Source organism: Paenibacillus silagei (genome assembly GCF_017874735.1).
In the GTDB taxonomy this organism is placed as follows: Bacteria; Bacillota; Bacilli; order Paenibacillales; family Paenibacillaceae; genus Paenibacillus_AQ; species Paenibacillus_AQ silagei.
In genome coordinates this window covers 128,212-142,566 of record NZ_JAGGLV010000006.1, presented here as the reverse complement: position 1 = coordinate 142,566, position 14,355 = coordinate 128,212, and the positions used below count along the sequence as shown (strand labels likewise).

The 14,355-nt window shown below is 50.2% G+C and carries 10 protein-coding genes; 8 read left to right on the top strand and 2 right to left on the bottom strand.

Translation table 11 applies throughout. The annotated features are described in order from the left end of the window. Positions 1–32 precede the first annotated feature (32 nt). The 5 genes from J2Z70_RS11290 to J2Z70_RS11270 all read left to right on the top strand — a co-directional run bounded on the left by J2Z70_RS11290 (position 33) and on the right by J2Z70_RS11270 (position 7,698). Entirely contained in the window at positions 33–776 is a 744-nt protein-coding gene (locus tag J2Z70_RS11290; protein WP_209872760.1) for an acetoacetate decarboxylase, read from the top strand. Positions 777–815: 39 nt separating this feature from the next. Continuing rightward, positions 816–1,484 carry a CoA transferase subunit A gene (locus J2Z70_RS11285; protein WP_209872758.1) on the top strand — a complete coding sequence of 223 codons (669 nt, stop codon included), beginning with the start codon at positions 816–818 and terminating at the stop codon, positions 1,482–1,484. Continuing rightward, complete coding sequence (locus J2Z70_RS11280; RefSeq protein ID WP_209872756.1) at positions 1,477–2,133, top strand: 3-oxoacid CoA-transferase subunit B; 657 nt, start codon at positions 1,477–1,479, stop codon at positions 2,131–2,133. The genes J2Z70_RS11285 and J2Z70_RS11280 overlap by 8 nt, the downstream gene beginning before the upstream one ends. A 98-nt stretch (positions 2,134–2,231) precedes the next feature. Next, a complete protein-coding gene (locus J2Z70_RS33870) occupies positions 2,232–6,539 on the top strand; it encodes an S-layer homology domain-containing protein (RefSeq protein ID WP_209872754.1) in 4,308 nt (1,435 codons plus the stop codon). Positions 6,540–6,744: 205 nt separating this feature from the next. After that, the gene (locus J2Z70_RS11270; protein ID WP_209873021.1) at positions 6,745–7,698 is read left to right on the top strand and encodes an Rpn family recombination-promoting nuclease/putative transposase; all 954 of its coding nucleotides are present in this window, start codon (positions 6,745–6,747) and stop codon (positions 7,696–7,698) included. A 125-nt stretch (positions 7,699–7,823) separates the two neighbouring features. Here the strand turns inward: J2Z70_RS11270 and J2Z70_RS11265 are convergent, their stop codons facing one another. Beyond that, the gene (locus J2Z70_RS11265; RefSeq protein WP_209872752.1) at positions 7,824–8,585 is read right to left on the bottom strand and encodes an SDR family oxidoreductase; all 762 of its coding nucleotides are present in this window, start codon (positions 8,583–8,585) and stop codon (positions 7,824–7,826) included. Beyond that, on the bottom strand, positions 8,582–8,968 hold the full coding sequence (locus J2Z70_RS11260) for a MerR family transcriptional regulator (protein WP_209872750.1): 387 nt from the start codon (positions 8,966–8,968) through the stop codon (positions 8,582–8,584). Before J2Z70_RS11260 ends, J2Z70_RS11265 begins: the two co-directional genes overlap by 4 nt. Before the next feature lie 389 nt (positions 8,969–9,357). On the opposite strand from J2Z70_RS11260, the gene essC reads away from it, so the two are divergent. From essC to J2Z70_RS11245, 3 genes are read left to right on the top strand one after another with little or no spacing between them, the layout of a single operon-like run. Then, positions 9,358–13,344, top strand: a complete 3,987-nt coding sequence (essC, locus tag J2Z70_RS11255) for a type VII secretion protein EssC (RefSeq protein ID WP_209872749.1) — start codon at positions 9,358–9,360, stop codon at positions 13,342–13,344. A gap of 10 nt (positions 13,345–13,354) precedes the next feature. Continuing rightward, entirely contained in the window at positions 13,355–14,077 is a 723-nt protein-coding gene (locus J2Z70_RS11250) for a hypothetical protein (RefSeq protein ID WP_209872748.1), read from the top strand. Between the two features lie 19 nt (positions 14,078–14,096). Continuing rightward, the gene (locus J2Z70_RS11245) at positions 14,097–14,348 is read left to right on the top strand and encodes a hypothetical protein (RefSeq protein WP_209872747.1); all 252 of its coding nucleotides are present in this window, start codon (positions 14,097–14,099) and stop codon (positions 14,346–14,348) included. Positions 14,349–14,355: the final 7 nt, after the last annotated feature.

Genomic DNA, 14,355 nt, shown 5'->3' with positions numbered 1-14,355 from the left:
CAACTCTGACAGGAAGGGAGTTTAAGATCATTATGAATGCAAAAGAGGTTCTTACGCTGCAATCCATGCCTGCGGCCAGTCCGGGTTACGGGCGTCCGCCTTACCGCTTCATTAACCGTGAATTTATGGTCATCACTTATGAATCTGACCCTGCGGCGATCAGACAGGCGGTCCCGGAACCCTTGCAGCCGGATGGAAGTAACACCGTGTCTTATGAATGGATCAAGATGCCCGATTCGTCGGGTCTGGGAAGCTATGAGGAGAGCGGGATCGTGATTCCGTGTACCTTTCAGGGGGAGCCGTGCAATTTTGTGGCTCAGATGTATCTGAATAATGCGCCTGCCATTCTGGGAGGACGGGAGATCTGGGGGTTCCCCAAAAAGTGGGCCTCTCCCCGCCTGACAGTTGCAGGAACAGAGACGCTGACTGGCACGCTGCATTATAACGATGTGCTGGTGGCTGCGGGAACCATGCCTTACAAGCATAACCTGCTGGATACAGAGGACACAGCTAGAGCTATCGCCAAAACTCAAGTGAATCTGAAGCTCATTCCCGATGTGGATGGGACCCCCAAGATTGCGCAGCTGGTTGCCTACACTCTTGAAGATGTTCACGTAAAAGGCGCTTGGAACGGGCCGGCCCGCTTAAGCCTGATCCCCCATGTGAATGCCCCTGTGGCCGATTTGCCGGTGAAGACGTACCGCGGGGGAAAGCATTTCATTGCTGATCTAACGCTGCCCTACGGCAAAGTCATTCATGACTATATCATCCAGTAGCCAGCTTTTCTCCAATAATAAACAAGGAGCCTGAAATCTATGATAAACAAATTAATCTCCGCCGAAGACGCTGTGAAGAGGGTGAAGGATGGAGATACCGTGATGGTCGGCGGTTTTCTGGCTGGAGGCCACCCCGAAGAATTGGTGCGTGCGCTTGTCGAGACGCAGTCAGCCGGTCAGCTCTCGCTCATTTCCAATGATACCGGCACCCCTGAATTATCGATCTATAAGCTGGTACAAAGCGGCCGGGTCAAGCACATCTATGCCTCTTATATCGGCTCCAACCCGGAAACGGGAAGACTGCTGATGACCAAAGAAGCGGAGGTGAATCTCTATCCGCAGGGCACGTTAGCTGAGAAAATCCGGGCTGGTGGAGCGGGGCTGGGTGGTGTTTTAACCCCTGTAGGCGTAGGAACGATTGTGGAGGAGGGGAAGAGGAAGCTCGATATTGAAGGAAGGGAATATCTGCTCGAGCTGCCCCTCCATGCGAATGTGGCGCTGATCCGGGCCCATAAGGCGGACGAGGCCGGGAATCTGGTGATTGACGGCTCTTCCCGGAACTTTAATTTCGTAATGGCGATGGCGGCGGATTATGTAGTAGCTGAGGTAGATACTTATGTGAAGCTCGGGGAGATTGATCCCAATCATGTCAATGTCCCGGGAATTTTGATTGATGCCATTGTAAAGGTGGGGAATACGCATGAATAACCGGGAATTCATTGTGAGAAGAATCGCCCAGGAGTTCAAGGACGGCGATGTGGTGAATCTGGGGATCGGTATGCCGACCCTGGCAGTCGATTATATTCCTGATCATGTCCAGATTATGCTGCAGGCGGAGAACGGAATACTCGGAGTCGGCCCCAAGGCGGCTAAGGCCGAGGAGAACATCGACTGCATCGATTCTGGCGGGAGCTTCGTGACCACCGTGGCTGGAGCCTGCTTTTTTGACAGTGCGGTCTCCTTCTCAATCATCCGTGGCGGGCATGTGGACATCACTGTGCTGGGTGCGCTTGAAGTCGATGAGCAGGGCAATCTGGCCAGCTGGATGATTCCAGGCAAAAAGGTGCCGGGCATGGGCGGGGCGATGGATCTGGTAGTCGGGGCCAAGCGGGTCATTATCGCCATGGATCATGTGAGTAAGGACGGGCAGCCGAAAATAGTCAAAGCCTGCACGCTACCCCTGACGGCGGTACATGTCGTAAACACGATTGTCACTGAAATGGCGGTCATCGAGGTAATCCCGGGCCAGGGGCTGATGCTGATGGAAATTGCACCGGGTCTGACGGTGGAAGACGTTCAGAAGGCTACAGGGGCCGAGCTATGGATCTCCCCGGACCTTAAGGCGATTGCTGTCTAATACAATAAAATTTAATATGCTTACATTGCGATGATTCTACGAACATATTACGCCGTTATGCTGTCTACTAGAACAGACAACAAGGAGCGTGAAAGTTCGTGAGTAATCATCCATTTGTAAAGAGAGTCTTGAGCGGAATTCTGGCAGTAACAGTTCTGCTTCCGCTCATGCCACCCTCTCTAACCCAATCACCCACCGTCTATGGGGAGGCAGGGGAACCTAGCGGGGTCGTGAAGGTAGAGGATTTTGAACAGGTACGCTTAGCGGATCTAACCTTTGACAGCGCCCGCATTCATAGCGGCAGTCTGGCGCTGGAGACCAATCCGAAATACGTACATAGCGGAGCAAAGTCCCTGCGGATTGATTATGACTTCATTGGCATAACCGATAACCCGTCTCAGGTTGCCGTGGGTCCGGCGACTCAGCTACCATTGACGAACCGAACCCCAAAAAGAATCGGGATGTGGGTATACGCCAATCAGGAAGGTCATGGTCTTACCTCCAAGTTCTACGTGTCTTCCACCGGCAAATCCAAAACGTATGAAATCAGGAGTGAAGAGACCGGGATCGACTGGAGCGGCTGGAAGTATGTTGAGGCGGATATAGGTTCAGACCTGACCATGCCGGGTACACTGGCCTTCTACTTCCAGATGAAAGAAAGACAAATGAGCAAAAAGAATAAAGGCTCGATCTGGATTGATGACGTCAGGCTGATCTATGATGAGCCGGTTAATGAAGATATGGATGTGCCTGTGTTAAGTCCAGCGGCACCGGCTCCTAATCAAACCTTGAGCGCCCCTGTCTCTGACATTATTCTGTCAGCGGAGGATGCCAAGTCGGGCATTGACCCGGATTCCATCCGGTTAACGGTGGATGGTCAGCCTGCGGCACCGTCAACTTATGTCTATGATCTGAATCATAAGCAGATTACCTATCACCCGGAGCATCCGCTGGCCGGAGGTTATCATCAAGTGCTGGCAGAAGTGAAGGATATGGCCGGCAATCCGGCAACAGCAGAATATGCTTTTCAGATTGAGCATGGGGCCAGATTTACCTTGGAAGCCCCGGAAGAGGCTGTCAGTAATGAGACCTACCGGCTGAAGCTGAAGGCGACGGACGTAGGCGAGGCTAAGAGCTTCCATGCCAGAATCAAGTTCGATCCAGAGACATTGCAGGCCAATGTGATTACTGCACGCTCCGGCCTCAGCCATGTGCAGACAGTCCTCGATAATTCAGGCGGCTATGTTGAAGTCAGTGCCGAGGGATTGCAAGGGGATCAGGCGGATGCGCTGGCAAGTATTGATTTTGAGGTGAACCGGTCTGCGAAAATGGAACGCGGCGAGACGGCTAAGCAGATGGCTATGGTGGAAGGCAGTTTCGGGTATGAAAGCGGGACGCCAGTTCCTTCCTTAGCCTCCCTGCTTAGGTATAAGATCGGGTTTCCTTACAAGCTCAGCATCAAGGGATCAGCGCTGCACACTCAGAGTATCATCACGGTTACCTCCCGCGCAGGAGCGCCGGTGGAAGGAGCCGGGATTGATTTTAGCGATACCAGCGGTCCTCAGACTTATGTGCGTGTAACCGCCGATGAGTCCAAAGTGTATGCCAAAGCCGATCCATCGTCCGCAGTGTTGCTTGCTGTAGAGAAAGACGCGCGGATGTTCGCCACAACTGGTAGTGCTTCCGGATTCATAAAGGTGTATTTGCCGGATGGCAGCAAGGCAGGGTACATCTCATCCGCAGATGTGGAGCAGAGTGATCTTACCGCAGGAATAGGCTTGACGGATGCCTTGGGAGAGATTCATACGTCCCTGACGAACCTTGCCATTGGCACTTGGAGCGTTCAGGCTGTCAAGGATGGCGGTACCAGCGAGAGTATCAGTATGAATGTTGTAGCTCCGTTTGGCGGGGCAGATCCGCAATATGTGCAGACCTTTGTAACCGAAGATATGAAGACGATGATGAGTGTAGGGTGGCAGAGCGCGCCAAGTGTTCAAGAAGCTTACATCCAGTATATGAAAGATAGTGATTGGGTGGATAGTGATCTGACGAATGCTCCGGCAAAAGCAGCCACGCAGCGCGCGCTCTCCGAGGTGGAGGTCATTCCTGAGGTTGCAGGCGGACCTATGGGCGAGATCAAGCTTCATAACGCATTAGTCACGGGTCTTGAGCCAGGTACGGGCTATCATTACAGAGTTGGCTACGAAGGCCATTGGAGCGATTGGTCCAATTATAAGACGGTGGAGGCTGCGCCGGACAAGCCTGTTTCCTTTGTATTTGTAACCGATTCGCATACCAAAGGGGACAATGGGCTGGAGACTTATCAGCAATTGATCCAGAATGCGTTCACGAATTATCCCGATACCCAGTTCGTTATGCATGGCGGTGATATGGTCGATGATGGGGCGGTTTTGAATGAATGGAACCAGTTCTGGCAAGCCTCATCGATCTATACCTCTTCTGTTCCTTCAGCGTATGCCATGGGGAATCATGATGTAAAAGGGGAAGGAAAGTACATTTTCGCCAAAGCCTTGGGGCTACCTGTTAACGGACCTGAGCTCCAGAAGGAGTATGCCTATTCGTTCGATTCAGGAGAGGTGCATTTCGTGGTACTGAACTCTGAAGCAGACGAAGTCACGATGGGCAAGCAAGCGGAGTGGCTGCGGGAGGATCTTCTGAACAGTCATAAAAAATGGAAGATTGTCATGTTCCACAAACCTGCCTATCATACCGAAGATGGACGCGGCAATCTGATTGAATACACACAGACTTATTTTGCCCCTATTCTCGAAGAATTGAAGGTCGATCTGGTGCTGGAAGGCCATGACCATGTATATGCACGCACCTATCCGATGAGCAAAGGCAAGCCGCTGCCAAGCGGAGAGCAAGGAACAGTCTATCTGGACGGCGGAGCGTCGGGCTGGAAGTTCTACGATGGAAGCAAATACGAGTATCTTGATTTCATGTTTGACGAGGATGTTCCCGTCTATTCTGCCATTCAGGTAAGCCATGATGAGATCATTATCCAAGCCCGCACTACGCAGAGCGCAGAATTAATTGACAACTATACGATTGTGAAAAAGGATGAGCGGACAGTGACTTCCGTGGCCGTAGCCCCGGCCGAATTGAAGCTGAATGTCGGCGACACGCACGCGACGGTGCTTACGGCTACCTATAGCGATAACTCCACTGCCGATGTCACGAATCAAGCGGTATGGACATCTTCTAATGAGCGGGCAGCTACAGTAGACGCCCAGGGTATCATTCATGCCGTTGAAGTGGGAGAAGCTACCATCCAGGCGAATTACGGTAACATGCCGCCGGTGAAGCTATCGGTAACGGTTCAGGCAGAAGGCACGGTGCCTAAGCTGCTGAAGCTGACCGCCGAGCCTGGCACACACACCTTACAGGTGAACAAGCAAGCAGCTTCCGTGATTACAGCGGTATATGACAATGGAGCAAATATAGTGGTTACGGATCAGGTTCGTTGGACAACTTCAGATCCTGCGGTCGCCTCGGTATCGGACAAGGGGATCATTACGGGTATTGCAGCGGGGGACGGGGTAACAATTACTGCTTCCTTCGGCGGCTTAACCATTGCGATTCCCATCGTGGTTGAGGGCGGAAAGGTACCGGTGGCAACGCCGACACCAACGCCACAATCGGGAGGAACACCGGCAGCAACGCCAGCACCAAAGCCGGCGGTAACACCGACAGCAACACCGTCACCAACAGCAACGACGACACCGGCACCAACACCGGCTATAACTGCCGGTCCCGCAAAGCCAACGGTAACCAGGCCTGTCCTGAAAGACACCTTGGACTTAGATGCGCTTAAATCTATCGTTGCAAAAGGCCGGACGGCTGCAGTTGTCAAGTTCCAGGATGTACCTGCCGTTCTGTGGAGTGCATCATTCATTGATCGTGCAGCCCGGATGGGGATGATAACGGGTTACGCGGATGGTTCATTCCATCCTGAAGCCAAAGTATCACGCGCTGAGTTTGCTGTAATGCTCACAAAAGCTTTTGGTCTCACGGGGGCGCAGGGGACCGGATTCTCCGATACGGAGGGACATTGGGCTTCGAAGGCACTTGCGGCGCTTCAACAGCATGGAGTTATTCAGGGCTACGCCGATGGTTCCTTCCAACCCAAGCAGGAGATCACCCGCGCGGAAGCTGTGACTATGCTGGCGCGTCTTACGAGCTATGTTCCCGGCACACCGGCACCATTCTCTGACCTCCCGGCAAGCTGGGCGGCAGAGCCAATTAATGCTTTCGCTAATGCAGGAATTGTCACAGGGAAAGGCAATCGCGCCTTCAAACCAAAGGATTCTGCTTCCCGCGCGGAAGCCGTAGTGATGATCGTCCGGCTCATGGATAAGCTTGTTGAAGCTGGTGAGGAGTAGGATAAGTAGACAAAGCTAAAGCTTCTGAGCAGACAAGGGCAGCCCCATTTAATCGGGGCTGCTCTTTTTTTAGCAAGGTAAAGCGGAGGGTAAGGCAGTTTTCTATGATTGAAATACGAACACACGTGCTTTTTGTTATATTATATTCCATTGAAATGGAATATAATCACAAGAAACAAGCAGGATATAACAGGAGGCGACTAAAATACCTTTACCACATGATGAGGCTTTTAAGAAGCTGCTGGAGACGTTCTTTCAGGAATTCATTGAGTTGTTTTTCCCTGAGCTTGATTCGATGCTGGATTATAGGGAGACCCGGTTTCTGATGCAGGAATTGCTGGTGGATATTGTTGGTGAGGAAGCGCGGGAACTGGATCTCCTGCTGGAAATCCGCTACAAAGGATTGGACGGTTATATTCTCATTCACCTGGAGCCGCAGTCGTATCGGGATTCACAGTTTCATGAACGGATGTTTATTTATTTCAGCCGTCTATTTGAGCGCTACCGCAAAGAACATAAGCTGATTATTCCGATTGCCATCTTCACTTCAGATGAGATCAGGGAGGAGCAGGACACCTTGGAGATGGTTATTCCTGAGCATCAGATCCTGCGCTTTCAGTTTCTCAAGGTAGAATTACGTAAGCAGAACTGGCGAAGATTTATTGATTCAGACAATGCAGTAGCTGCTGCGTTACTAGCCAAGATGGGGTATACTACAAGAGAAGCAAGAGATGTGCGCCGGGAGTTCCTACGCATGTTCATGAAGCTGAAGACACGGCTCGATCAAGGACGGCTGGCGCTTGTGATGTCAGTGGCAGATTTATATTTCCAGCCGGACCGGGCCCAGGATGAAGAGATCATAAAAGAATTAATGATACAATACCCGGAGGAGGGTGAAGCGATTATGGAACTCATGCCAGCCTGGAAGCGTTGGGGATATGAAGAAGGTATAGCTGAAGGAATAGAACAGGGAATTGAGAAAGGCATAGAACAAGGAATCGAACGAGGAATTGAACAAGGAATCGAACAAGGAATCCAACAAGGAGTAGAAAAAGGCCAGGCGGAGATTATCCGCAAGTTACTGCTTCACGGATTCACTCCGGAAGAGGTCTCCAAAGCGGTGGAGTTACCGGTAGAGAAGATTAAGAAGCTGATGTAAGTTTCGTTCTCTTAGTAACGGATAAGAAGACGATAAATAAATGCATATCGATAAATAAATGCATATGCAGCAAAGAGACCGGCTACCCTCAGCCGGTCTCTTTGCTGCGTTTTGATTCAAATCTTTTATTCAATGTAGCCTTTCGTCGCCTCATACATTTGCGCTGCATATTCGTCAATCCGGTCCCGTGACATGCGCAGACGGTCCACAGAGGTGCCGTATCCGATCTCCTGGAGTCCTTCAGCGAATCCCTGAAAAATTCCATCCGTGAACGCATCTAACGGCTCGCCATGTACATGCAGCCCTGATCCGCCGAGATCGGTATTTACGGCCGGCGGGGCCACCTCGATGACCTCAACGCGGGTCCCGGAGAGCTGGAGTCTGAGACTTACCGTGAAGGAATGAAGGGCCGCCTTCGTTGCTGAATAGATGGGTGCGATGGCAAACGGAGTAAAGGCCAGACCTGAGGTCACGTTAATGATGGTTGCAGCCTCCTGGCTTGCGAAGAATGGAGCAAACAGCATAGCCAGATGAAGAGGGGCTTCAAGGTTGGTGGTAATTTCTTGATTGAAATCAGCCCAATGGTTTCTAACATCCGCTGTCTGTATATTGAAGCGCTGCTGAATCCCGGCATTGTTCACCAGGACATTGACTCCCGGATAGCTTGATGTTACCCAGTCTAAGAGAGCAAGGCGTTCTGACTCTACCATTAAATCGCACGAGCGGGTAATCAGGCCGGGGACTTTGTCCTTAGCCGACTGTAGCACTTGCTCACGCCGTCCGGTAATGATGACTGTGTTCCCCATTTGGATGAACCGTTCCGCCATAGCCAGTCCGATGCCGGAGCCTCCGCCTGTAATCAGAAGAGTGTTTCCTGAGAGCTTCATGATAAAACCTCTTTCCCGTTAGTCTCTAAATAATTCGTATAACGTTCTATTTTCTTCTCAATTCCCTGCAAGGATTCGGTCATGAGCGCGATTTGTGCCAATACAGCCTGCTTATGTTCTTGAAACATGGCAAGCCGCAATGCAATCGTGCTGTCCCCCTCCGCCATCCAGTCTACATATTGCCTGATCTGGCTTATGGGCATCTGTGTGTTTTTCAGATAGAGGATGATCTTAAGGAAAACGAGGTAATCCTCCGTGAAAATCCGCCTGCCCGCTTCATCCCGCTCCATCCGGGGCAGTAACCCCTGCTTCTCATAAAAACGTATGGTAGATTCCGGAATCCCTAACCGCGTTGCAGCTTCGCCAATGGAATAATAGTTCATCTGGAGGCCTCCAATTGATTGTTTAGGTGTCGACAGTTATAGGATACGACTTAAACCAAGGTTTAAGTCAAGACACTTTTTAGATTGAAGTATAGATGAAACGTAAATCCGACAAAATCCTTATATCTAAATTCGTTTCGACAAAAAAATATGACTAAGGAACTATAACTTTCTCCTCTATTAACTTTAATAGAGTAAAGATAAAAAACGCTCATAAGGGATCAATGAACTATTTTAGCAGAAAATGTTATGTAAAATATAAACTATTCACTTGCTGATCCGATAAAAAATAAAGCCCGTCCCAATTTAATGAAAATATACAATAATTGTTTAAAAATTAAATTATCTTCTTCGTAATCCAAAATTCCTATCCAGTGGTGATGAAAAGAATGAACATTCAAGAAATGACAACCAATCAGGTACAAAGAACCCCCCGGATTAAACCAAACTACCCGGTAGGCGTGCTGGAGCTGGAAGATCCCGCCAGGCCTTCGGAGAAACCGTCCTTCTCCTGGTTAACGATTATCGTCCCGCCGCTGGGAATGCTGATCATATCCATATTTATGTCAACCCTGACCAGGTCCTATATTATGCTTGTCTCCACGATGGGTATGACGGCGCTCACGGTGATGGTCTCGGTCATGAATTATAGAGCCAGTGTGAACAAGCATCTGGAGCAAAACAAAAAGTTAGAAAAGAAATATCTCAATTACTTATTCCAGGTTCGCAATGATCTGCAAGGAGCTGCTAGTACGCAGCGTGAGGCCCATACATATATTCATCCAAGTATTCAAAGCTGTACAGAAATTGCCCGTAGCCGGAGTAAACAGCTCTGGGAGAGAACAGCTATTGAGGATGATTTTTTACATATACGGATTGGGGTCGGGGTTCAGCCGATCTCTCTCGTACCTACATACACCCCGACCACCAAGGCTATCGATGATGAGAATCCGCTTGAAGAGATCGCCAGTAAGATCTGCGAGGAGATGTATTACGTAAAAGATATCCCGGTCTATATTCCTCTAAGCAGTATCAGCACGCTCGGGTTATACGGTAAGCGGCCTGAGGTCCGCAATTTCCTGAATGCTGCAATCGTTCATCTCACCACACACCACGGATACGATGATGTAAGAATCGTGTGTGTCATGCAGCCGGAAGATCTGGAGCACTGGGAGTGGCTGAAATGGCTGCCGCATACCTGGAATAAGGACCGGAGTCAAAGAACTCTGGCCACGACAGCCTACGAAGCTTCTGCGATTGCCGATGAGCTGCTTGCGGACCTCAGGAAGAGAGAAGAGGGTAACAAAGGAAGCTACGGCTTGCAGAATTTGCAGACACCGCACTATGTTTTTTTGGTTTTTGCTCCTGAACTGTGGGACAGTACGGAGATGATGAAATACTTGCTGTCAGGTGATTCGAAGCTTGGAATGACAAGTGTTTTTGTATCGGAGAAAATCGACGTTGCGTTGCCGCTGAATTGCCAGGTCATTCTGGAGATTAAGGACGGGCAAGGACTGGTCCGCAAGGATACTCAGAATCTGCTGAGTCATTTGGCTGATTTGTTCACGGCAGATGCAATGGATAACACTCAAGCAGAGTTTTTCGCCCGTTCTTTGGCACCGCTCCGCATTAAGGCCGGACAGAATAACAGCTACATTCCGCCTATGGTTACTTTTCTGGAGAGCTTTGAGGCTCAGCAGGTTGAGGAGCTGAAGGTACTGGAACGCTGGTCCAGAAACCAGGCTAACCGTACGCTGTCCACTCCCCTTGGGCTGGGTGCAGGCGGAAAGTCTCTTGTCTTCGATATGCATGAGACTAGCTACGGTCCCCATGGACTGGTAGCGGGTACAACCGGATCAGGGAAAAGTGAGCTGCTTCAATCTCTGCTGCTCGGTCTGGCGGTGAATTATCATCCGCATGAAATTGCGTTTGTGCTGATTGACTATAAGGGTGGCGGGATGGCCAATGCCTTCACGGGACTTCCGCATCTGGTGGGAACGATCACCAACCTGGGCGGCAATCAGATTAACCGGGCGCTGGCCTCCATCAAAAGCGAGCTGATGCGGAGGCAAAGACTCTTCAGTGAAGCTGGTGTGACCAGTATTGACAGTTATATTGTTCTTTACCGCAATAAGGAGGTACGGCTGCCCCTGCCGCACTTGATTATCGTAGTCGATGAGTTTGCAGAGCTGAAATCGGATCAGCCGGAGTTCATGAAGGAGCTGGTCAGTGCGGCGCGGGTCGGAAGAAGCTTGGGCATTCATTTAATACTGGCAACTCAGAAGCCATCCGGAGTGGTGGACGATCAAATCTGGAGTAACTCCAGATTTAAGCTGTGCCTGAAGGTGCAGACTCCCTCTGACAGTAATGAGATGCTGAAACGTCCGGAGGCTGCCGAGATCAAAGAAAAGGGCCGCGGCTATCTGCAGGTGGGCAATAATGAGCTGTTCACCTTGTTCCAGTCTTCCTGGAGCGGGGCGCCTTACCATTCGGGTGAAGCTGAAGGTGAGGGGATGCCTAAGCTGGACATCGTTTCATTAAGCGGGGAGCGCAGAGCACTGCTTCCGAAGCAGCAACAGGACGACAATAACTTGGCGTTAAGTGAACTGCAGGCTGTAGTTCAACACATTGCCGATATTTCAGCAAAGGAATCCATTGGAGAGGCCTTCCAGCTGTGGCTTCCTCCGCTTCCGGAGACTTTGGCGCTGTCGGAGGTGCTTGATCAGGAACGGATATGGAATGGGCAGCAGTGGCAGGAGCCAAGGGATCAACTGGTAGCAAGCGTTGGGCGGGTAGACAATCCTTCGGATCAGGAGCAGTACAATCTGGACATTAATTTTAATGTAAATGGACATTTGCTGGTCTATGGAGCACCAAGCAGCGGGAAGACCACTCTACTGAAGACAATGATCATGTCGCTTGCCATGAAATATGATCCGGGATATGTGAATTTTTATATTCTGGATTTCGGTACAAGAACTTTAGGCGTCTATCATGAGCTTCCGCATCTGGGGGATGTCATTTATCCGGAGGATGAACAAAAGCTCGGGAAGCTGATTAGCTGGCTACTCGCCCAACTAAATGAGCGTAAACGTAAATTTTCTCAGCTTGGCATCAGCAATCTGGTCTCTTACTGTAACGCAACCGGAGAAAAAGTCCCTTATATCGTTATTATGCTGGATAATTTCACAGGCTTCGCAGAGGCGTACGACGACTATGTTATGGATCTGGCTAAGCTTGTGCGCGAAGGGGGAGGCTACGGAATTTACTTTGTGTTTACGGCCAATACAGTCAGCTCCTATCCTTACCGGATTAGCCAGAATATTAAGCAGTCGCTTGTATTTCAAATGTCTGACAGGCTGGATTACTCCAGTGTTCTGGGCAGGACAGATGGAATGGAACCGACCAATACAGTGGGCCGTGGCTTGCTAAAAGAAAACGGGATTCTGGAATTCCATATTGCGCAGCCGGCCCAAGGCAGCTCGGATGATCAAATCGCGGCTTCCATCCGCCGGATCAGCTCAGAGATGAGAGCCGTAGCAGGAGACACTAGTCCTGCCCAGATTTCTGTAATACCGGATAAGCTTTCACTTGCAGAGCTTCTGGAGCGTGCAGTCAAGAACCGGCCGGAAGGAACCGGGGGAACGCTGGTGCCGCTTGGACTGGAACAGGCCACGACACTGCCGGTAGAGCTCAATCTGAAGGAAATCAGCAGCTTTGTAGTCTCTTATACCGGGCAGCAGGATGTGGAGCTAACGTTTACTTCGATCCTGAAGGCGTTTGAAGCCTCGGCGGATTCCATAACCAAGGAGCTGTATGTATTCGACAGCAACACTTTTAAGTGGGCAGACTTGAAATCCGTTTCCGCTCTTACGGTTATGGATACAGCAGAAGAGTTTCTGCAGCTCACTCATACCTTCATAGAGCAATTGCAGCTTAGAAAAAATGATGCCCGTCAAGCTTTGGCTGACAGCTCCGCACCTGGGGAATTTGATGAAACGGATTATATTTTGTCCAAGTATCCGCTTCTTGTCTTGGTAATGCCGCATTTCAAGTCGGCCTTTGACCGGATGGAGAATGATTCACTGGATCACCTGGAGCGGATTGCCCGCTTTGGCGGCGGACTTGGCGTGCTGCTGATGGTGGGCAGTGACGTGCATGAGCTTAACCAGCTGCAGCTTATTACGAACCTGGCCGGTGAGATGATTAATAGCGGCAACGCGCTGCTGACCGGCGGAAGGTTGAACGATCATATGGCTTACGCTCATTTACTGGAGAGCATGGAGTATAACGAGCTTAATCAAATAATGGAGCCAGCTGAGGCTATGCTGCTTATTGCAGGCTCCAGGAAGCAAATTAGAATGGCAACAGAATGATAGATGGCAGGTGAATGAAGCGATGGAACCGGCACGTGAGAGTTTTGAATTACAGGCTCTCGAGATTATATATTTAGCTGCATTAACCGGGGAGAGTGGTTTTCCGGGGTTAGCTGTAGATTTGGAAGCAGAAACGGAGAGCAGGCAGCGTGCGTTAATGAATGCCCAGATGAGAACGCTTGAAGCGAAGGGGTATCTGGAGATTGACTTCATGGGACTTGCCAAAGTTAATGAAGTGCTTCATGAGTGTATTGCCGCAGGTGCCAATAGTGCTTCTTACCTCTGTCAGGTTGTACAGAACGGAGATAAGCCTTCTAGAATCTATTATTTTCATCAGGGGAACACGCGGTTTCAGCTGGAGTATCTGCCTGAGACCAATACATATATTATGCAGGAACTCTATGCACAGCATGAAATGATGTTCCAGGTTATAGAGCGGATTCCACTGCTCCAGAGTCTTGAAGGTGAAGGAGATTCTGAACAAGATCTCTTCGAAGAACCGGACTTGGAGCGCTGGGCAGAGGAAATTCTTCACGCCGGAGCATCGCTATACGCACTGGCAGAAATCAGGTGCATCGGCAAGGAAGCTCAGGTCATCCGTGAACTGAATCTAGTGATTCATAAGAATCTGATGTGGGTGCTGAAGCGTGAACCGGAAGAGGAAATCACTCGGGACAGAGTAACATTGTCAACGGCTATTGAGGAGTTATGCCTATGGCTGCAAGCCGTGTAATGATCAGGGGGATCAGGAGATGTCAACAGCGGTTACCACAGTAATATTCAATGGAGCGAACAAGAAAACAATGGATTTGGATATCACCCTCACAATGACCACAGGGCAATGTCTTGAATGGCTGAAGCAGGCTAGCTGGCTCCCCGGTGACTGGGAATTTAAATGTGAGGTTAGCAGCACTGGAGAAGAGTGGACGGAGCTTGGTTTACAAGTGGTATTGGCGGATATGATTCAGGGGGATGGGGCGCTTATCCGGATTTGGCCCTATTGAACAGGAG